A 20,733-nucleotide genomic window follows, 5' to 3' on the forward strand; every position below is an offset into this window, starting at 1 on the left:
TGCGTGGTGCGACCGACGCCGACGCCGACGGCGCCGCTGTGGCGGCTCGAGACCGTGTCTGGAGCTCCAGAGTTTGTCGCATCCCGGTGGTAGAACGTCTGTGCGAAGGACCTGGTGGTGGTCTCCGTGTGCTTCGGGAAGGGGCCGACAGGTCCCCTGAGGGTCATCTGGCGTAGCTGTTGTTAACTACTACCGCGCGTCGGTGGCTGCTCCGGATGCGACTAGTCCGGGCTGACGGCTTTGGGGAGGCGGGCGGTGGCTACGTACGGCGTGCGCCTAGAGCGCAGTGATCTACTACGGCTTCCACCCTGCGCTGGAAGTCCGCCCGATGACGAGTTCGCTGCCTGGTGCGCGGAGGAGGTGGCGGCCGGTCGTCGCTTGGCTCTGGATCTGTTCGCAGGAGCAGGGGGTCTCAGCCTGGGGCTAGAGCAGGCCGGATGGACGGTGGTCGCGGCCGTCGATCATGACCAGCGTGCAATCGAGACCCACCGTGCCAACTTCCGTGGCCGCGCGCTGCAACTCGATCTGAGTGAGCCCAATGTCCGAGCCGACTTGGTCGCCTCGCTCAACGGTGTTGAGATTGATCTCGTAGCCGGTGGGCCTCCATGCCAGCCATACAGCCGGGCTGGGTCGAGCAAGATTCGTAGTCTGGTCGAACAGGGCACCCGCTCACGCATCGACCCCCGCCGCCAGCTGTGGATGGCGTTCCTGTCGATCGTGCTGGAGCTGAAGCCACGCGCGGTGCTGATGGAGAATGTCCCCGACATGGGTTTGGGTGATGACTTCCAGACAATACGCCGTATAGTCGGCGATTTGGAAGTGTCCGGATATGTAACCCAGGTCCGAATCATCGACACGTGGAAGCATCGGGTACCCCAGCATCGCCGTCGCCTCATACTGCTTGCGCGGCGGGATGGGGGCGCCTTCACTTGGCCGAAAGAAGACGAGAAGCGGCAGACGACTGTCTGTGAYGCGATCGGTGACCTTCCTCGGTTGCTCCTGTCCACTGGGGCACGCCGGTTGCCCTACGTCGAAAACGCAGAGCTGAGTGAGTTTGCCCGCGAGATGCGGCAGGGAGCTGACGCGACCTTCGTCTACGATCACTTCACCCGCCCAGTCCGCGACGACGACCGCAAGGCGTTCGAGCTCATGGACGAGACAACGCTCTACTCGGACCTTCCGGCCGAGATGAAGAGGTACCGGTCGGATTCCTTTGACGACAAGTACAACCGGCTCGGCTGGAAGGAGCTCAGCCGGACGATCACCGCGCACATCGCGAAGGACGGCTACTGGTACATTCACCCGTCCGAACTACGGACGCTGACGGTCCGGGAGGCGGCGCGCATCCAGACCTTCCCGGATTGGTTTCGATTCGCAGGCTATCGAAGCGACGCCTTCAAGCAGATAGGTAATGCCGTGCCGCCTCTTGCGGGCACTGCGGCGGCGYAGGCATTGCGACCGATGTCCGCCGACGAATCAGGAGCCTCGTCGGCGCCGGCGGCCAACTGGCCCGAGGTCCATCGGCTGTTGGTGGAGTGGGCGGCCAAGTTGTCGCGCAGCGAGGCATGGACGGCCGTTCCAGGCGAGGCGATGACGCCGCTGCTCGCGGCGGCCTGCGCGCTGCTGTCCAGAGCCCAGCCGATCCCCGCAGAGGACATGCCCGCGTTGTCCGTGCTGAGCGGGTGCGATCGCCTTGACGACGCCACGCTGCAGGCCTGTTTGCGCGTCGCGCCGAGCAACACCCGCCGCAGGCTTGAGCGGCTCCGAAAGATTGTTGATGTCGAGCTGTCAGAGGACGCTGGCGACGTTATCAAGCTCCTCAAACTGCGGCCCGCCGAGGCGAAGGTCTTCAAGTTGCTCCGTGGGTATGACGTCCTCGTGGCCGGCGCCAGCGCGGTCCGGGTTGCAGCCCGATTCCTTGACACCACCTCCGACGAGCAAAATTTGCTGACGAATGGACGCATCGACCTGTCAAGGCTGGTCGGCACGGGTGAGCAGAAATTTGACCAAACATCCGGGACCGACGAGCCGGGCCGGGTGGCGAAGAGGGGCGAGGAGGCGCCCATGCGGATGGCAGCGATCCGCCATCTTGCTATGACAGTGTGCGAGTCGACCACGCCGGACTGTGCCGCCTGCCCGCTCGCGTCAGCGGGCTGCGCCTACGCCCGTAGGTCGGCGGCGCGGGCGGCGTCCAGGCTCGACGAGGCATTGTCTGCAGACGGCCTCTTCGCGTCCTGAGCGGCGCGTTGCACGAGCAGGGCAGCCTCGCCCGCACTTCGCCGTACCTGGCACTCCCATACGCGCAACACCGCCCACCTGGCCTCAGCGAGCGCGGCGTCGTTGCGTCGGTCCCGGTTGCGGTTTGCCTCCATCTTCTGGCGCCACAGTTCGGCGTTTGGGCCGCGATACTGCTTCATCCCGTGCTCGGGGCAGCCATGCCAGAAGCAACCATCGACGAAGACCGCGAGTCGCCAGCGAGGGAGCACAAAATCGGGGGTGCATCGCGGAGCCACCGTCTGGTGGATCCGGAAGCGCAGGCCAAGACCGTGCACGGCCTTCCGGAGCGCGACCTCAGGCTTGGTGTTCTGTGCCTTGCGGCCCCGCAGGTGGTTGCCAGCGTCGGTCGCGACCCAGGTAGGCCGCGTCGCCTTGGGGCCCATGTCGTCCGCGGCGCCTGGGCCGTCCTTGGTCACGTACCGGATTCTTCCAGCCCGGGCCACGCTCGCCCCACAGCGGCTGGGCATGCCCGCCATCCGGCCACAAGCAATATGGACGCTCCGCCAACCCCCTTGGCGTTTGGGCAAGGCGACAGAAGGACGCGGCGGCCGGGGATGCTGCCGACTGCTTGGCCTAGGTCTTCTTCTGTCGCGCCTTCGTCGACCCGGTCCTGTCAGGCTGGTTCGCATGGCGGCAGGTGGCGGCGAGAGGGCAGCTCGCGCAGACCGGGGCATGCGGCCGGCAGACCGAGTTCGCCAGCGCCACCAACGCCAGATGCGCCTCGCGGGCGGTGCCGGGACCACCGATGAGCCTGGCCACCGCGAGCCGGCCGTCGGACATCCGGTTCTGGAAGTCGACCGAGCTGTCATCATGCCGGGCCGCTAGGCGCAGCACCCCCTTGCCGACGAGCACGGGCTCCGGACTCTCGTCGACGTCCGCCGTCCGGACGACGAGGACAGCCAGATCGATGACAGACTGGGCTACATGCGGGATTTTCCCGACCGGATCGGGCGCGTCCAGCGCCTCTGGACGCTCTAGGAGCCAGCGGGCCGCCTCCAGAAGCTGCTCCGCACGATGCCGACGCCTGATCCAACTGGCCGACTCGAGGAATCCCTCCGCGGCCTCGACCGTGGTGGCGGGGCTACTCCAGCCAGCGAGCAGCGGCCACAACAGCCGGACCTGCTCGACAGTCACTCGGTCGAACAACATCTCGGCGACAACGACCTGCCATCGAGTTCTGGCCGTCAGCCAGGGGACATGCAGGGTGGTCTCGCGCTGCTCGGCGAACCAGGCGGTGAGCCGGTTGGCGAGTTCGGCGGTGCTTGGCTGTGGCACTGTGGGTGCGTCGAGGCTCTGAACCAGTGCCCGGCCGAGATGTTCGCCGAGGCGTGGCGGCACCRCATTTCCGATCTGCCTGAACGCGGCCGAGGGCGGACCAGCGAAGCGGACGTGGTCGGGGAACGTCTGCAGACGCGCCGCCTCGCGGATGGTCAGGGTCCGACTCTGGCGTGGGTGGATGTACCAGTAGCCATCCTTGGCGATGTGGGCAGTGATCGTCCGCGAGAAGGTGTTTTCGCTCAGCCTTTTGTACTTGTCGTCGAAGATGTCGTCGCGGTAGCGCTTCATCTCGGCCGGCAGGTCCGAGTAGAGCGTCGTCTCGTCCATGAGCTCGAACGCCGCGCGGTCGTCGGGCCGCACCGGTCGGGTGATGTGGTCGTAGACGCGGTCCCGCTCGCCGCGAGGAACCTTCGCGCGCATGGCGCGCTGGAAGCTGTTCTGCGGCTCGGTCGGGTCATACATCGACCAACCGGCCGGCCCTCCCGGCGGCCGCCATCCACCTTCAACCTCGGGGAGGTCTCCGATCGCGTTCCACAGGTGGACTCGCTCGGTTGCCTCCTTCGGCCAACTGAAGGTAGCTCCGCCATGCATAGCAGCGATGATCAGACGCTGCCGAAACTGGGGAACGCCATACTCGGAGGTGTCGACGAGCCGGGCCTGGACCGAGTAGCCAAGCCCCTCGAGCGTGTGGACGATGGTTCGAAAGATGAACATCTCCCGGTCCAGCGCCATGTCCGGCACGTTTTCCATCAGTACGCAGCCTGGCTTCGCATGGCGCACGATCGCCAGGAACGACTCCCACAAGTCCCGGCGTCGGTCGTGCGCCTCGGCCAGCCCCAGTCGCGCCCTGTGCCGGATCTTTGACCGGCCCGCCCGAGAGAACGGCTGACAAGGCGGCCCGCCGACCACGACGTCCAGCCGCAACGACCGGATCAGCTCGGCGATCTCATCGACCTTCGCCGGGTCGGACAGGTCCTCGTCGAGCGTCAGACCGCTGAAATGATGGCGATGTGTCTCCGTCGCCTCGGAGTCATGGTCGACGCCGAGCACCACCCGCAGCCCGGCCTGGTCCAGCCCGAGGCTCAGCCCTCCGGCCCCCGAGAACAGGTCGGCGACGAGCAACTGGTCCGGATCCTCAGCCCGTAGGCGCCCGACGAGCGCGGCTAGCTCCTTGGTGTCCGCGCAACTCTCTGCGTGGGGCTCCAGTCGTACGAACGGTCCCCGAACCAGCCTGACCCCATACCCGCCGTGCCGGCCGCCGTCGTCGCGGGCCGGGCGTCGGTCCGGCGCCTCAGGCGGCATCGGAAGCCTGGACGGCCAGCTCGGCAACCAGTTCGGCCGGGGGTGTCCACTTGATCAGCTGTACCTCGTGCCAGCTGGCCTCCTTCTTGCACCACTCGGTCACGTTCCCGTTCCCCGGCGGGTTGGTGATGACGTCGCGGACCCGCGTGGCCAGGTCGGGCACGATCCGTTCGAGTGCCTCCGGGACCGCCTGCATTCGCCAGATCCGATTCAGGTCGATCGCACCGCCGAAGCGGTCGACGACAAGGGAGAGCGTGGCCGCGGCGATGTTGGCGAGATAGCCACCGTAGCCCTGCTGCTGGACGAGCTTGCGCACCCGGGCGTACAGGATTGCCTTCGCGACCAGGTCGCGGAACTCGGCGTCGGTCGGTGCGTCGTTCATGCTCGGCTCGCCTTTCGTCGACCATTCCTGGAAGCACTTCTGGCCACCGAGGCTCACGACGTGTGGCTGGCGCCGATAGGCGTACTCGTACTTGGCGGCGTCCGTCTTCGTGATCTTCTGGCTCTTGGGGTTGTCGAGGTCGAACTGCTTCCGCTTCGACTGTGTCATGAAGCGTGCCCGGTCGACGTCGTACTGGCCGCGGACCCGCTCGTAGTACCAGTGCGTCTGTCGCGCCACGACACCGGCGGCTGGCGTCCAGATAGCACGTGAGTGCTTCTCCATCTCGACGTGGTAGGCGCTATTGCCCTCGAAATCGGCCGTGGTGACCGCGTTCTGCGAGTTAGCGTACATCGAGATCTTCGGGACGAGTTCGTCCAAGAGCCGGTCGCCGACAACCGTGAACTTGGTGGCCACATGGACGTCGGCGAGTCCCTCGACACCGCCGCGAAGCGCGACATGCAACGACGCGGTCGTCTGGCCGCCGTTGACGATCTGAAGGTCCCGGAGAGTGCGGATGATCCGGCGGCCGTCGGCGGCGATCTCGAACTCCATGGCCGTCGCGGTTGCCGAAATGCCGTTGTTGTACGCCAGGAACCGACCGGGATTGTCCTTGATCGTCTCCGCGATGCCCTTGTTGACCTTAGTGCGGGCCTGCAGGAAGGCGCGCACGTTGCGCTGCAGCAGACGGCTGTGGTGACGATCGTACAGTTCGGCGATCAGTCGCGCAGGCAGCACCGCCAGGACGCACTGGTATTCATCGGCCTGCTTCGGTGCCTCGAGGCAGGGAATCTCGTACCCCATCTCGACGAGGTCGATGACGATCTCCTCCTGGCGGCGTCCCGAGGTCATGAGGCGGTGTAGTCGGGTCAGGTCCCAGAGCTGGATGGTCACCGGCAGGTTTCCGACGGTGAGGTCGTCGGCCCAGGCGCCGGTCGTGCTGGCGGCTCCGTCTGTCAGGACGATGATTTGGACCTGCTCGAAGTCGGCCCAGGAGTCCCGGATCCGTTCGGCCATATCCCGCCGACTGGACCGCTCAAGCTTGTCGGGCAGATCGGCCAGACAGGCCTCGCCGAAGTTGATGGTGTACCGAACCAGCTGGTCGATCTGGCTCTTCTTGACCATCGCCTCGCCGTGGTGCGCGGCCAGCAGCCGGAGGATCGATCCGTCAGTGCTGATGTCGAAGCCAGCCACCTCAATATGCCGGTTCTTCCACTGCATCCGGATGAAACAGGACTCCGGGTTGTCGAGTGTTCCGTCCTCGGTCAGAGCCTCCGCAGCGACCTGCACGAACGCGTCACGCAGCATGATCTCCTCGGACGATGCCCGTTCGTACACCCACTGGTGGAGTTCGGCGACGAAGTCGGTGATCTCTGTACTCATTGCCGTCCGTCCTGGGGTGTCGCGGGTGGTTCCTGGTGGCGCCGGAACACATCGGCTGAAAGTCGTCTCGTCATCTTCGCAAGCACTGTGAGACGCGGCTGTAGCGGAGTCGGCACGACCAGCGGCAGGTCGGGGGCGGGGCCGCGCCAGGCATCGAGCTGGATCGGCTCGATCTCGATCTCGAGTCGGGCCAGAGAAAAGTCCGCACTGAGATCAAGATCGGGAAGGCCCAGCCACCCACCCAGGGACCAGAAACGGCCATCGGACACGACATAGAGGCCCTGCGACTCCCGCCACGAGGCTGGCTCGCCGGCCTCCCGAAGATCCTCCTCGTTGAGTGTCTCCGGGTAGGGCAGCACATACGGCGTCACGAGCGCCGACAGGCCGTCGCCGGGCACACGCTCTGTCCCGAAGTCCTGGGTGGCCGGGTGCGTGAGCAGGAACGGATCCCGCGAAGCCACCGGAACCCCGCCGGCATCGGGGCCGGCCGACCCACTCTTGGTGGGCGTCGGCGCCATTGTGGGTTCGACTGTGGGAACAGGCGCCGAGGTCTGCGACGTGACCTGGACATCGACCGCCCCTGGCGCGGCCGTCGGGTGGCGTTTGGCTGGCTGAACGGCGCCGTGCGTGGACGCCGCGCCGTCGACGACCCTGGATGGCCCTGGCGCCAGCGGCCTTCGGCCATGAAGCGGGATCACCTGCCCACGTACTGGCTGCGACACGGGTTTGGGCCCCGGACCGGCGATGTCCTCCAGGTATGCCTTCCGGAGCCTGTCCTTCAACTGCCCTAGCGCTTTCTTCTCGATCTGGCGGATTCGTTCCCGGGTCACGCCGAAGACCTGCCCGACCTGTTCCAGCGTCTGCCGCTCGCCGTCTTCGAAGCCGAACCGAAGCCTGATGATCTCCGTGCTTTTCGGGCTCAGCTCTGCGAGCTCCTTGGCCACGATCAGACGCAGCCACTCTCCATCGAGGATCGTGTCCGGATCGGCATCGGTGGCGGCGATACCGACCAGATCGCCGAGGACCGTGCCTCCGCCGTCACCGACCGGCTGGTCGAGGCCGACGACGTCTCGGCGGAGGAGGACGAGGCACTGCTCGACCTCGCGTTCGGACAGCCGAGCCTGGCCGGCGACGGCGGAGATCGACGCGCGATCGACTGACATGTGTAACTCGCCGAGGACTCGCCGGACYTTGTTGATCTTCTCGACGAGGTGCACGGGCAGTCGGATGAGCCGGGCTTCGTCCGCGACCGCGCGGGCGATCGCTTGACGGATCCACCAGGTGGCGTAGGTCGAAAACTTGTAACCCTTCGTCGCGTCGAACTTCTGGACGCCGCGCATCAGGCCGATCATGCCGTGCTGTATGAGGTCGTCGATTTCAAGGCCCTGTTCTTGGTACTTCTGTGCGATCGAGAAAACGAGCCTCCGGTTGTGCAGTACCAGAGCGTCGTACGACCTGGCTCGCTCGTCGTTCGGTGCGAGTGGTTTGCGGAATTCCCTCCCGAGGTCCTCGTGCAGCGGACGATCRGGTCGCATGAGCATCGCCAGGCCGACCTCCTCCGCAGCGTTCAGGATGTGCTTGTCGGGGCGGCGGCGCTGGTGGTCGTCCTCGAGCAGCTGGCGCGCCGCGGCTACAGCAWCCGGTGGGAGGGCTACCGGATCGAGATCCCCGACCACCAACCCAAGATCTTTCCTGTCCGGCTGGGCCAGAGACCGATCGTCCGGATCTTCCTCGGCGTCGTCGAGCGAATCGTCATCCGCGGGTTCCGCCACCTCGTCGGGCGCCGGAAATTCGACAGCGGGCTCGCCAGGTCCAAACTCGTGGTATACGAACGGTTTGCCTCGCTGGTCGTCAATGAGGTCGAGAGGAAGCTCGCGAATGATACGAGGGTCGCCGTCGCCCGAGTAGGCGAGGATGACCATCCGGCGAGCCCGGGTCACCAGATACTCCAGTGCCCCCGCCAATGACGGGATGGACGGGTCGAGCGTGACATCCTGCAGTTCTGGAAGTACGACTGTGTCGAACTCGACTCCCCGTGCGGAGGCCCAGGTCGTGACCTTCAGGCCCGAGCGATCCAAGTCGATTCGCCCATCCGGGAGCCTGAAGCTGGCGTTGTGTTGGAACTGGACCGAGCCCGTCGTGTCGCGGCTGAGAGCCCGGTACAGCGCGTCCACCTGCGTGATCTGTTGGACCAGTACTCCGATGCGCTCACGCGGATGCTGGACGCGATAGTCGCGCAGCCGGTTGGTCAGCTCCGTCAGGTCCGGGTCATGCCAGAGCACTGGCGATGCGCCGCCCCGGTCCGGCAGCGCCGGTCGACGACCGCCGGCCTGCTCACGGAGGTGAGCGGCCAGCCGGGCGATCGACGTCGTGTTCCGGCTGTTCTCGCGCAGGAATATCGCCGCGCCTTGGCCCAGAACGGACTCGATCTCTCGGGCGGAGGCACCACCGGCGCCCGCGCCTGCGTCCGCCTCGACGAAGACCGTCAACGAGACACCCAGAACGCGCAGCAGAACATAGAATTCCCGTGGAAGCTGTCCACCGTCCACGACGACGACGTGTCGGCGGACCCGGCGTGGGGAGACATCGCGTACCGCGCGGTCGAGGCATGCCGCGAAGTCGTACTCCCACAGTCCCAGCATCGGCGGATCGCTGTGGAACAACTTCCGCCAGAGATCGGGAAAGAACGAGTGGTACCGCTCGAGTCGCGTGCCCCGGTCGTCAGCCAAGCGCCGCAGGCGGAGCTGGGCCATCAGGAGCGAGCCTTGGGCGACGACGGAGACCCGCAGACCCATCGAGGTCAGCCGTCCGGCGAGCTGCATTGCCGAGCGGGCCATCCCAGAACCCGGAGATGCGACGATCAGTTGGGCGTCCAGGGAAACGGTCTTTCCGCTTCTGGGCCCCTCGGCGTGCGCAGTTGTCACGATGAGCCGGTGTCGAGGTCGCCGTCGATCGCGGCCAGCATGTTCCGGAAGAAGCCGAACTCCTCGTCCACGACCAGACGGCGGTCAAGCAGCCGGTTGGCGGCCACGCAACTGGTCTCGGCAACCAGTGAGCATGCGTGGCACGCCGCCATGGACAGGCCGTACGGTCCCTGCCCCGTCGACTCGCCACACACCGGGTCGAACGAGCACCAGCGTGCGGCGGTGAGTGCGCCGGCGACCAGCGTCGTGAGCCGATCGGGTTCGCCCAGCCGAACCAGGCCACCGAGGGTGCCCTCAGTGTCGCCGGCGGCGGTGTAGATCAGTACGCCCGCCATGCGGGGGCCGGACTTCGGGTCGGTGACGTAGAGCCGCTCGCGCAGTGAGGAGGCCGAGTAACCGGCCTCGAATGCGGTCTGACGCAGCAGCAGGTGCGCGAACGTGTGCAGAAGCAGGAAACGGGAGGTCGGCGTGGGCAGCCACGCGAACTCTGGGCGGTCTTCCTTCCGGTCGGTCAGCGTATGAGCGCGGCCGATCACCTCGAGCCGCGCCTCCCACGTCGCCAGCGCATCCTCGTTGAAACGCAGAAAGAATCCCTCGCCGTAGACCTCCACACCGGGCAGGAGCGTCCGGTAAGGGCCGAGGTTCGCCGAGATCAGCTGCTCAGCCTTGTGGCGTTTGAACCCCTCCAGGACACGGACCTCGCGGAGCTTCTCGACCATGGTGACCTCGGTGGCCAGGTATGTCAGCTCACTTGCCGCTGCGCTGAGGCGTCCGTCGACCGTCGTCGCCGTCAGGTCCTTCTTGCGGGCGACGAACTTGTTGCGCCTGTCGTAGGCGTCCGGGCCTGCCGGTGGGTCGATGAGCGCCATCCACTCGTCTGGGATTAGGTCAGCCCGGTCGCTGGCCGGGGCCGACGGCTCCGCATCGGTCTCCAGACCTGAGAGGACGGACTCAACCTCAGAAAGTGACAGGCCGGTCTCGGTCGCGGCCACTCCCAGGAGGACGCTGCGCGCCGGGTGGCCCGGKTTGTCTAGGACCAGGTTGAAGTTGCTGTTTGCCTTCAGCAGGACCGCGGGGCTGCTCAGCACGCTCCAGTTCGACTCCGGCGGGATGTCGATGGCGGAGACGACCTCCGGGAAGTAGACGCTGGACGCTCCTCGCTGGACCGCGGCCAGGGGTTCGTCACACGAGACGGCCTCAGCATCGACCTGCCATGGCTGCCGCCCTGTGCAGCGCTGCCCGACACGTCTGAGTGACTCTTTCGTCGGCAGGTCCTCAAGAGAGCGCGAGGCGCCGCAGACCGAGCAGCGGACCTCGGTCGAATGCAGTCCACCACCAACGCCGGCATTGGTTTCGAACGTCAACCGGCTGTCTGCACATCTGCTTGTCCCGGCACTCGTCCGGCCGGAGGAACCAGCCCGAGCGGCTGAGTGCGCCCAGCGTCGCCAGTCGACGTCGCCAAGGTGGCCGCGCGCGCAGACGGCGACGAACCGCATCGGCACCAGCTGTGGGATCGGCTTCCTGGTGCAGCTCTGGCAGCGAGGCACGGGATCCTTCTTCTCCCGGACCGTGCTCCAACGCTCCATGCGGCGGCAGCTCGGGCAGAAGAGCCACTGTGGGAAGCGATAGTAGGGCAGTCCTCGCACGGGCGCTGTCTTGATCTCATGGATCTGCAGGGACGCCGCGAGCCTCGGCATATGTATTGCCTCGGCGCCATGCGGCCATCGGCTGACGTCCTCGGCGACGAACGACTCTCCAACCAGGTCGATGATGGCGCCGGGTCCAAACGGGCTGACAGTCTGCGATCGGCGGACCTTCCGAATCGTCACTTGTTCGCCCCTCTGACCTTGATCGCTACCGTGACGTCCACGTTGCGCATGGAGTCCAGCGTCGCCCAGCCATCGCCCGCCTCGTCATGCCGACGGAGGAGTCCAGGCCGGTGCTTGACCGCCCGATAGGTAAGCCCGAACTCGTCGCTGCCCGCTTGGAGGGCCTTCTCCCGCCACTCGGCGGCGAGTTGCCACAGGTCCTTTTCAATTTCCTGTGCCTCGCGCTCCCGCGTCTCCCTGTGCTCCACCCCCCTCGGGACGGTGTCGGACGCCCGCGCCATGAACATGTCCAGAAGCGTCGTCATCGTCGGGTCGTCCTGGTCGAACTGGGCAGCGTCCTTCTCCCCGCTCCAACCGCAGGCGTGGCGGGCCAGGATTACCAGGTCTGCATGCAGTGCTCGATTGCGGGCCGGCAGCGAGAACGGGGTTACGGAGGTCGGCTCGACCGATCGGTACAACTTCGCGTGGTCAGAGGTGAATGCCTCGTAATGTGACCGGTCTCGGGGCTTGGACGGTGAGTACAGGGTGACGACGAGGCCTGGGCGGTTCTTACTTCGGCCTACTCGGCTGCTTGCTTGGATGTACTCGGCAGTCGTCTTGGGCTGGCCGACCACGACCATCAGCGCGAGCCGTCCGACATCGACACCCACAGACAGCATGTTGGTACTGGCCGCGAGGGATACCGATCGCTCCTGGTCGTGAGCCCTGCCCAGCCGCTCCAACACCTCTGGGATCTTGTGGGAGGCGACGTTGCTCGTCAGCTCGACGACATCGTCGTCGGTCAGCTTTCTGAGGTTCTCGGCGTCCCTGGCGATCACCTTCACGCGGGCCGGAATGTCGTCGTGCGCGAGAGTGATCGTCTTGCCGAGCTCGCGGAGGCTGTTGTGGTAGGCGACGAGTGTCCGATAGGCGTCCTGACCGGCCGCCGTGAGATCCAGGTCGACCGGTGCCTGCAACAGCGCCGCCGCTAGGTGCACCAGCGCCGTTAGCGGTGTGTGGCCCTGTGGCATGACGCCGGTGTAGAGCCGTCCGGGAGCGTCATGATCGGTACGGACGAAGTAGGAGTCGTCAGCTTCGAGGCCCGCGGGTGGGAACAGTGCGACCTCGCGGCCGAACACACCTCTCGTCTGTTCCTCCGCCCGCCGGATCGTGGCCGTCGAGGCGACGAACTTCGGTCGGGTCTTGTTGTGCTTGAGCAGCACGTCGAAGGCGGCCTCGTAGATCCCGACGACCGTGCCCAGTGGGCCGGATATGAGGTGGAACTCGTCCTGGATGATCAGCGAGGGTCCCGGTTGGGAACCCGATCCGAAGAAGACGCCCGAGCGCGGGTCCCACACGGTCCGTGCGAACTTGTCCACGGTGCCGACCAGGAACGTCGGCGGATGCTCGTAAAGATCTTCGTCGACGGACGAGAGCGGCAGACGCTCATGGAACGGGCAGCGGTGGTTCGGGCAGTAGACCTCGAACGTGTTGTTGGTCGACCTGATCGCCCATATCGGGGTCTCGGACTTCTCGTCGGGCGTGATCCGTGTGCCGCACCACGGGCAGGTCTCGATCTGGAAGCTCTCGGTCGCCGGTTCGGATTCACGCAGCCGTTGCAGCAGCTTCCTGGCCTCCACGTACGTGTTCGGGCTGTTGTTGCCACCGACCCAGAGCCCGATCGAGATCGGCTCCGAACCCAGCTCGGCTTCGTTGTCCCTACGGAGAAGCTCACAGGAGCAGATCAGCGTTGCCGCCCGCTGGAACTGCTGGGCGGTGAGAAGCCGAAGGGTATAGCGGGTGATCACTGTCGTGCCGGCCGCTGTGTCTCCACCACGCAGCCTGCGTAGCAGGATGATGAATGCGGTCAGTCCGAGGTAGGCCTCGGTCTTGCCACCACCGGTCGGGAACCAGATCAGGTCGACGAGGTCCCGGTCGTTCGAGTCTTCGGTGGTAGCGCCCTCCAGGGTCAGGAGGAGGAAGCCCAGCTGGAACGGCCGCCAGCGATACGTGTCTGCCGGGTAGTCCGGGTTCACCTCGGGGGCGCTGGTGGGGTCATGGGGTTGACCGGCGAGACTCGGTCCGCTGTGGACCATCTGCCTGAGCATCGCCCGGTTGGTGAGCGCGAACGCCCGGCGGACCACCGGATCTGCCTCGAGTAGCCGGACGCCGGCGCGCATCCGGGTTCGCGCTGCGTCGACGTCCGCTATGACGCGGGCCGCGGCTGCCCGAAGCTTGGGCGGGACGTCGCCGTCGGCCCGGACCTGTAGGCCGTCCCCCCAGGTCTCGTAGCTGTCTACGAACTCGTCCAGACCGCGGACCAGCTCCGGCCAGCCCGTGGTGTCGAACTCGGCGAGCCGGGCGAGGTCGAGGACCTTCTCATGACCGGCAACCTCGAAGGAGATCCCGGGCACCACCTGCCTGGGAAGGAATGCCGTGTGGACCCACGCCGGGGTCTCCCGACCATTGCCGGTCCAGGCCGCAGCTGCGCCGTGTCCGATCGCGTAGGTCGGTACGTTCCGGTAGAGGAGTTCGAGTTCCTCAGTCTCGTCATCGCCATAGAGATGCGGAGTGCTGGGGTAACGCTCGATCGTTCCTTGCGCAGGACGAGCGCGCATGGTGACCTGGAGTAGACAGCCGGCCGTGATCTCGGCGTGCGTCTCGGCTCGGATCTGGTTCACCAACGAGACAGTGACGATGGCGCCGGTAGGTCCGTGCCGCCGCCACACCACCTCGACGCTCGCGCGGCCATCGAGGATCAGTCTGCGATCCGTGAGTCGCGGCCGCCCGGCGTCGTCGGGAGGCTCGATGCGCACGGCGTCGTCGCCGACGAGTGAGATGGGTGTCCTTCGCCATTCCTGCCGGACGTCCCGACCATGGCCAGCGGACAGGTACCACGCGGCCTCGACCTCGACCACGATCGGGGAGCACTCGCTGGTGACAAAGCTAAGGCCGACCGAGCTCGGCTTGTTCTGGCCGGCCAGCGTCAGGGGATCTTCGTCGGCCTCGTCAGCCTGGTTGCCCACCTGACCGGGGACCTCGTCGAGGATCTCGCCATCCTGCTCCGCGGCTTCGGTGGCTTGCGTGGACTGGTACGAGGTCACCTCGGTCCGCGGGTACAGCAGACCGGTCAGGTACCGCCGGTCAGGCGCCTCTTGGAGCACCTCGTCGCGGCCGTTGACGGGCCCTACAAGCTGACGCTCCAAGTATTCGATGATCTTCCGTCGGTCGTCCACGCTGGAAGTCACCGACGCCCCCGTTTCATGTCTGATGATCGCCATCGGGATGATCTGTATCGGTCGTCCACGCCGCGCGTCTTTGGGCGCGGCTACGTTACGGAGAGCAAGGCTGGCCTGACGCGGAGGCGCCGTCGCGACTGTTGATGGTCCGTCGAGCCGAACATGTCCCTCCGTTCGCTGTTGCTACTCGTATGGATAGATTTCGTCGCAGACTGCAGCTGCACGGCGATCGTGAGCCGCCGGGTGTGCGTTGTGCTGTCCCAGGGATGCGGAGGATGACGTCAGCTTGCGCGCAGGAACCGCCGAAGGGACGTCATCCTGTGACGCGAGACTACTATGTGCTGCGTCGCGGGATCGGCGCGTACACGGCTGTTCCCGGGGTTCGGGCAGCCTGTCAGCCAGGCGTTCCGCACCCACCTGGTGTGTCGGATCGAACGCTCGGGGTGTCCATGGCGTCGCTAGGCTTCGCGCAGAGCTTCTTCAAGCGGCTTCCGGATCTTCCGAAGGAAGTCCAAAAGCGGATTCCGGAGCTCCTCGGGAAGTTCCAGGAGAGCACGATCGCCGGGCTCCATCTCGAGAAACCCCATGCGATCGCAGATGATCGCGGACGGACGATCCGGGTCACCAAGTTCTGGCGGGGCGTCGTGATGGCACCTACGGAAGGTGACCACTACATCCTGTTCGACATACTCGAGCACGACAAGGCGTACGCCTGGCTGGAGAACCACACCTTCGCGATCAACTCCGCGACGCAGGACGTGGAGATCGTGGATGTCTCCGCGATGCGGGCAGCAGCGGCAGCGCTTCCCGGTGCGGAGGCGCACCCGTCGCCTGGCATGTTCGACGCGTACGACAACGTCGTTCTCCTGGAACTTGGCATCGAGGCCAGTTACCTCCCGGTCGTGCGCCGGGTCCGGTCCGACGCCGACCTCGACCTGCTTGCCCAGGCAATGCCGGCGAGTCAGCACCAGGCGATGGAGATGCTCGCCGCTGGTTTCACCCTGCGCGAGGTTCGGACTGAACTCGGCATCCGGACCGGTGCCACCAGTGGCATGCCGCTTCCGGATGCATCAACGACCGGAGCCCTCGGCTCACCGACCGTGTTCGTTCCGAAGGGCGCCAGAGAACTACAGGAGGCACTGGACCACCCACTGGAGCTCTGGCGGATCTTTCTGCACCCGTCGCAGCGTCGGATCGCCTACCGCGAGAGGCATGCGGGCCCGGTCCGGGTCACCGGCGGTGCCGGTACCGGAAAGACGGTCGTCGCGCTTCATCGCGCACATCATCTCGCGCGGAGGCTCCCGCCCAAGTCGAGGCGGCCGGTTCTGCTCACGACTTTCGTGCGCACACTCGCCGATGACCTTCGGGCGAGCCTGAGGTCGCTCGACTCGGTGTCCGGCATCGATTCCAGTTCCTCGATCGAGGTGACTACGGTCGACGCGCTCGCGCATCGCATCGTCTCCGAGGCCGAGGGTGCCACCCCAAAGGTGATCGTCGACGACGAGCTCTTGGCGAAGATGTGGTCCGCCGCGGCGGCCGCGACCGGCGTGCCATTCAAACCGACTGTGCTCCGCCAGGAGTGGGAGAACGTCATCCTCGCTAAGGGGGCCAGGACATTGGCGGACTACCTGTCCGTCTCCAGGACCGGAAGGGCACAGCCACTGACCAGGCCCCAGCGTGTCCAGCTCTGGACGGCGGTCGAGCGGTTCCTAGGTCTGATGCACGAGTCGGGTGCGAGAACCTTTTACCAGCTCGCAGACGACGCGGCGAAATATGCCCGTGCCATGTCGGTCGGCGATCTGTTCCCACATGTCGTCGTTGACGAGGCGCAGGACCTGCACCCCGTACAGTGGCGACTGCTACGCGCTGTGGTGTCCGACGGGCCCGACGACCTCTTCATCGTCGGCGATGCGCACCAGCGGATCTATGACCATCGTGTGGCCCTGACGACCATGGGGATCAACGTGCGTGGGCGGTCGTACCGTCTGCGTCTCAACTACCGCACCAGCGAGGAGATTCTCACCTGGGCGATTGCCCTGCTAGGCGGCCAGACGGTGGACGACCTCGACGCCGGCACGGACAGTCTGGACGGCTATCGTTCCGCGTTCCGCGGCACGCAGCCGCCAACGACTCGTGGCTACCCGACGTCGGCCGCCGAACAGGACGGACTCGTGGTGACGGTCCGAGGCTGGCTCGACGGGGGAGTCGCCGAAGCCGCGATCGGCATCGCGGCCCGCACTCGTAAGGGGGCCGACGCGGCAGCAGAGGCGCTGCAGGCGGCCGGGATCACGTGCAGCCCGCTCGACCGCAAACAGCGTGGCGGCGTCGAGATCGGCACGATGCATCGCATGAAAGGCCTGGAGTACCGTGCGATGGCCGTCGTCGACGCCTCGGCTCGCTCGATTCCGCTTCCATACGCGGTCACGCCGAAGGCCGACGACCCGGCCGCTCACGCCCAAGACACCCTGCGTGAGTTGTGCCTCCTCTACGTAGCCTGCACCCGGGCCCGCGAGTTTCTTTCGGTCTCCTGGTCAGGTGCGCCGAGTCCCTTTCTACAGATGCCTGGCAACTGACGCCACCAATGAGGTCAGCACCCCTAGACGTCCTGCCCGAGCGCGAAGGCCGTCTCGAGGAAGACCTCCTGCACCACTTCGTGGAGATCGCCCTCATCCATGGCGTGCAGCGTCAGGATCGTGGTGAGCCGGCGGAGCCGCTTGGTTGCTTCTCGCATAAGCGCGGTCCTCGGCAGCGACCCCTTCTCCCTGACCAGGCCAATGTGAGTTCGAGCGATGGCGCGGGCGACCGCCGGGGAACCACCCAGCGTCGGGCGCTCCATGATGGCCACTGCCTCGTCCTCCAACAACTGGCCGGCGAGATCGGCCCCGAGCACATAGGCCCGCCACCACAGTCGTCGGAAGACATTGCGCGGCTTGCCGATCAGGCGTTCGTAGCTCGCGCTGCGCTGGGTGTTCGGGAAGCGCCAGAACGCGATGTCAGGAAGCAGGACGAGCGTGAGGAAGGACCACACGCCCTCGTCGGCCGCGTCCGCCGGCATGATTTCCAAGGTGCCGAGCAGGAGCTCGTAGAGACGGTGCTCGAAGTCGGTGAAGCCGCCGGCCGGCGCCATTGGCCAGCCGTACTCGCCCGCCAGCGCGCAGACCTTGTCGCGGATGACCATCAGTCGGTCCGGTGAAATCCGCGAGCCCCCGGTCGCGTACCAGTCCATACCCGGGTGTTCGGCGGTGGCGAGGGAACGCAACTGGTCCGGCGGCACATCGGTGCGTTCGACGAGCAGCACGCGCGCAGCACCGGGATCGAGCCTAGGGAAGACATGGTTCACGCCGGGCGCTCCAGCAGTCGAAGGGACGCTTGGAGCTCCGTCGCGAACTCGCCCGGAGACTCGCGGAGCAACCCACGCATCCCCGCGACTCCTCTGTCTTGGAAACACACACGGACGAGGCCCACGAGCAGGTCACCCAGGGTCCCGGCGTCGTGCTCCGCCTCGTCGTCGAGATCATCGTGGCTGGCCGCGAAGGTGAGCAGGGTTCTCGCCGCGTCGTAGAAGATGATCTCTCTCAGCTCCACGTCAGCGGATGGCTCGACGGCGTCGAGGATCTGACGGATCCGCGGATGGGCGCTGTTGAGGTAGAGCCGAACGGCACCGGTCGCGGAAGCAGCCAGGTCCGTCTCCTCGATGGACAACGCCCAGGCGCCACCACGGCCGTCGGCGATGCCCGCATGAGCGAAGTCGACGGCGACGACCGGGAATCGCTGGGCGTCACTTCCGAGATCAACGATGGTGCTTTCCGTCCACAGCGTCGTGCCGGGCCGGGCCGGAGCGAGCGGGTGCTGAGAAGCACCGGGCCGGCGAAGCAGTACATGGGTGTCGAGAGTGAGACGGCCGCCCAACTGCTCGCCGGGCAGCTTCAGCTCCAGTTCGGTGGCGCGACTGCTGATCGGAATGCCCGGGAGGGCGCCACGGAGGTTGGTCCAGGACGAGTGCCAGCTGATCGTCGCCTCGAGACGTGCATCCGCCGGCAGCCGGCAGTCGGCGAGCACCTTGGGCAGGTCCACTTCCAGCGTCCGATGGACCTTGACGTCCTTGAAGTAATCCCATTCGGGCAGTCGGGTCGGATCATCGGTCACGGGATGACCGACCGCGGTCAGATGCCAGTCCGCCCCCCGGATGTCGCCTGGCTTCGGCGTCAGGAAACCAAGGCTAACCGGCGCCTTCATCCGACCCCATCCTCAGCGATCTCCAGGTCTAGGACGACCGTGACCGCGGTGTCACGCGGCTGGAGGATGCGTACGGTCCATGCGGCCGAATCATCGGGACGGACGACGAGGCGGCTGCCTGCGACGAAAGCGTGATCGTTACCGGCCGGCCGCCAGCCCAGCACCGACGGAACCATCGCGCCCGCCGGCGCGTTCTCGGCGGGCTCGGCCTGGCTGCCGTCGAGGATTACTCGAGGAACCGCGGTGACGTAGACCGTCCGTGACCTCTTGCTGCTGCTCAATCGGAAGCCGAACTCAACCTCCGTCCCCGACGAATCCCCGGCCACGAGTCGGTGGCGCCGGTCGAGAACCACTGACACCCGTGCAGAGGAGCCGCCGCTCCGGGCCGCCGCGCCGTTGCCCGGAGCCCCGGTCTCATGCTGGGAGCCGCTCGAGATCTTCCCACCTGCTTCACCGGGCGCGCCGCGCCCTACGGCCGCTGACAAGCCGGGATCGGCTGCGGTGGCGTCACCTAGAAAGCGCCCGAGCAGCTCGGAGATGCCAACGACGCCGGCGTGTAGACCCTCCGAACCTGGAAGGGGCGGTGGTGTCGACGTCTTCTTCGCCTCGTCCCGCAGCTTGCGCAGGGCCACGCGAACGGGGTTGGCCTTGTGCTTCGTCGCCTGTGCGTTGTCGGGGATCCAGTCATCGTGGGTCACTGGCTCGGAGCGGGCGAAGTCGTCGTTCAGGTCGGGGTCCACAACGAAGACACCAGCGGCTCCTGCGGAGCTGTTCGGAACCCCGATCTCCAGGTACCTGACGACGAACCGTGGGTTTCTCATGAGCGCGATGCTGTTTTCAAGGTCGGCTGGGGGCGCCTCGAGCAAGTTGGAAGGAGACTTCGGTGCCCGCTCGAAGCCGCGGTTCACCAGCACACCGAGCCTCCTCGGTGGCCGCTCGGAACGGATCTCTGTCACCGTGTGCGGGCCGTGCTTGCCCTTCTCGATGTCACCCCTGTAGAACGCCTGTGCCAGCCGGTAGGCGCTCGTGTAGTGCCGCAGCACGCCTTTGTCCCTGGCCGGGAGCGGGACCGGATCGCCGTCGCAGTCGAACCCGAAATCGATCGAGGGACCGCCGGTGAGTGCGCCCATGTCGTGCGGCCAGGCGTGCCAGGAGGCGGCTGCTGCGATGCGGGCAACGACGTCGCGGAGGTTCTGACCAGGATCTCGCTTCGGAGCCAACACCATGAGCGCGGTGCCCGTTCCGTCGCGGGGAATGCGGGTCATCCCGAGGTTCGCCGCGAGATCCTCGGCAGCTTGGCCCAGCACGGGCTCGGCGCCGGTCGTAGCGTCGGGTTCGCCCCACCAGTGGCGACCTGTGAAACGCTGCCCATCCTCGGGCCGGGCGTATGCGGATCCAAGAGCCACGGCCATGAACCGACTAACCGGCTTGCCCGCGTCCGTCGACCTTGTGAAGAGGACGATCGTCGAGCAGGAGCTGGCCTCGTAGAGGACGCCCTTGCCGAAGCCGTAGGTGCCAGCGCCGAGGTGCTTGGTTTCGTCGCGGCCGATGTTTCGTACGAAGTCCACAAAATCGGTCGGGCCGTCCACAGCGACGTCCGCGCGGGTGGGTCCTCGAAGCCCCTGAGTGCCCGAGTCCGTGACGACGAGGACGGACAGGTCGTCGGTGCGGAGCCGATCGCCGATCGCGGGGTCGTCATGGTCCGGCAGGTCCTTGAACACCACCGTGCTGAGGGTGCGGCGCTGCTCGTCGTTCACCCGCCAGGCATCGACGTGGTACGAGATCGAGCCGCCCGCGATCCGTGCGTCCCAGCTGTTCTGCAGAGTCTCGCGGAGAAAGACCGTCCATGGCCCGAGGGCAGAACGTCCCAGTGCACGCCGGGCTGCGCGTGCATCGATGTTGCCGCG

General features: G+C 66.4%; 11 protein-coding genes. 2 read left to right on the forward strand and 9 right to left on the reverse strand.

The window, feature by feature from the left end:
* Positions 1-270: 270 nt before the first annotated feature.
* Positions 271-2,238, forward strand: a complete 1,968-nt coding sequence (locus BCD49_RS00195; protein ID WP_274535036.1) for a DNA cytosine methyltransferase — start codon at positions 271-273, stop codon at positions 2,236-2,238.
* On the opposite strand, the gene BCD49_RS40065 is transcribed toward BCD49_RS00195, so the two are convergent.
* The 6 genes from BCD49_RS40065 to BCD49_RS00220 all read right to left on the reverse strand — a co-directional run bounded on the left by BCD49_RS40065 (position 2,160) and on the right by BCD49_RS00220 (position 14,587).
* Positions 2,160-2,693 carry a very short patch repair endonuclease gene (locus tag BCD49_RS40065; RefSeq protein WP_027140227.1) on the reverse strand — a complete coding sequence of 178 codons (534 nt, stop codon included), beginning with the start codon at positions 2,691-2,693 and terminating at the stop codon, positions 2,160-2,162. The two genes, BCD49_RS00195 and BCD49_RS40065, sit on opposite strands and share 79 nt — an antisense overlap.
* Positions 2,694-2,850: 157 nt before the next feature.
* Positions 2,851-4,677, reverse strand: a complete 1,827-nt coding sequence (dcm, locus tag BCD49_RS00200; protein ID WP_241832216.1) for a DNA cytosine methyltransferase — start codon at positions 4,675-4,677, stop codon at positions 2,851-2,853.
* Between the two features lie 169 nt (positions 4,678-4,846).
* Complete coding sequence (locus BCD49_RS00205) at positions 4,847-6,619, reverse strand: AIPR family protein (RefSeq protein WP_007508652.1); 1,773 nt, start codon at positions 6,617-6,619, stop codon at positions 4,847-4,849.
* Positions 6,616-9,456, reverse strand: a complete 2,841-nt coding sequence (locus BCD49_RS00210; protein WP_241832217.1) for a sigma-70 family RNA polymerase sigma factor — start codon at positions 9,454-9,456, stop codon at positions 6,616-6,618. Before BCD49_RS00210 ends, BCD49_RS00205 begins: the two co-directional genes overlap by 4 nt.
* Before the next feature lie 83 nt (positions 9,457-9,539).
* The gene (gene drmB, locus BCD49_RS00215) at positions 9,540-11,372 is read right to left on the reverse strand and encodes a DUF1998 domain-containing protein (RefSeq protein WP_071040962.1); all 1,833 of its coding nucleotides are present in this window, start codon (positions 11,370-11,372) and stop codon (positions 9,540-9,542) included.
* Positions 11,369-14,587 (reverse strand): helicase-related protein, encoded by a 3,219-nt coding sequence (locus tag BCD49_RS00220; protein WP_241832218.1) that lies wholly within the window; start codon positions 14,585-14,587, stop codon positions 11,369-11,371. Before BCD49_RS00220 ends, drmB begins: the two co-directional genes overlap by 4 nt.
* A gap of 452 nt (positions 14,588-15,039) precedes the next feature.
* Here BCD49_RS00220 and BCD49_RS00225 point away from each other — a divergent pair, with 452 nt between their 5' ends.
* Entirely contained in the window at positions 15,040-17,163 is a 2,124-nt protein-coding gene (locus BCD49_RS00225) for a UvrD-helicase domain-containing protein (RefSeq protein ID WP_007508656.1), read from the forward strand.
* A gap of 23 nt (positions 17,164-17,186) precedes the next feature.
* On the opposite strand, the gene BCD49_RS00230 is transcribed toward BCD49_RS00225, so the two are convergent.
* Genes BCD49_RS00230 through BCD49_RS00240 form a run of 3 tightly spaced genes read right to left on the reverse strand, consistent with a single transcriptional unit; the run spans position 17,187 to position 20,415 of the window.
* Positions 17,187-17,930, reverse strand: a complete 744-nt coding sequence (locus tag BCD49_RS00230) for a DUF6339 family protein (protein WP_007508657.1) — start codon at positions 17,928-17,930, stop codon at positions 17,187-17,189.
* Positions 17,927-18,826 (reverse strand): hypothetical protein, encoded by a 900-nt coding sequence (locus BCD49_RS00235; protein ID WP_007508658.1) that lies wholly within the window; start codon positions 18,824-18,826, stop codon positions 17,927-17,929. Before BCD49_RS00235 ends, BCD49_RS00230 begins: the two co-directional genes overlap by 4 nt.
* The gene (locus BCD49_RS00240) at positions 18,823-20,415 is read right to left on the reverse strand and encodes a hypothetical protein (protein WP_131803343.1); all 1,593 of its coding nucleotides are present in this window, start codon (positions 20,413-20,415) and stop codon (positions 18,823-18,825) included. Before BCD49_RS00240 ends, BCD49_RS00235 begins: the two co-directional genes overlap by 4 nt.
* Between the last annotated feature and the right edge of the window lie 318 nt (positions 20,416-20,733).

Source organism: Pseudofrankia sp. EUN1h, assembly GCF_001854645.1.
Taxonomy (GTDB): Bacteria; Actinomycetota; Actinomycetes; order Frankiales; family Frankiaceae; genus Pseudofrankia; species Pseudofrankia saprophytica.

What these genes read in the sequence shown, in the direction of transcription:
- BCD49_RS00235 (WP_007508658.1), bottom strand. Translation starts at nt 18,826, where the DNA reads ATGAAGGCGCCGGTTAGCCTTGGTTTCCTGACGCCGAAGCCAGGCGAC.
- BCD49_RS00225 (WP_007508656.1), top strand. Translation starts at nt 15,040, where the DNA reads ATGGCGTCGCTAGGCTTCGCGCAGAGCTTCTTCAAGCGGCTTCCGGAT.
- BCD49_RS00205 (WP_007508652.1), bottom strand. Translation starts at nt 6,619, where the DNA reads ATGAGTACAGAGATCACCGACTTCGTCGCCGAACTCCACCAGTGGGTG.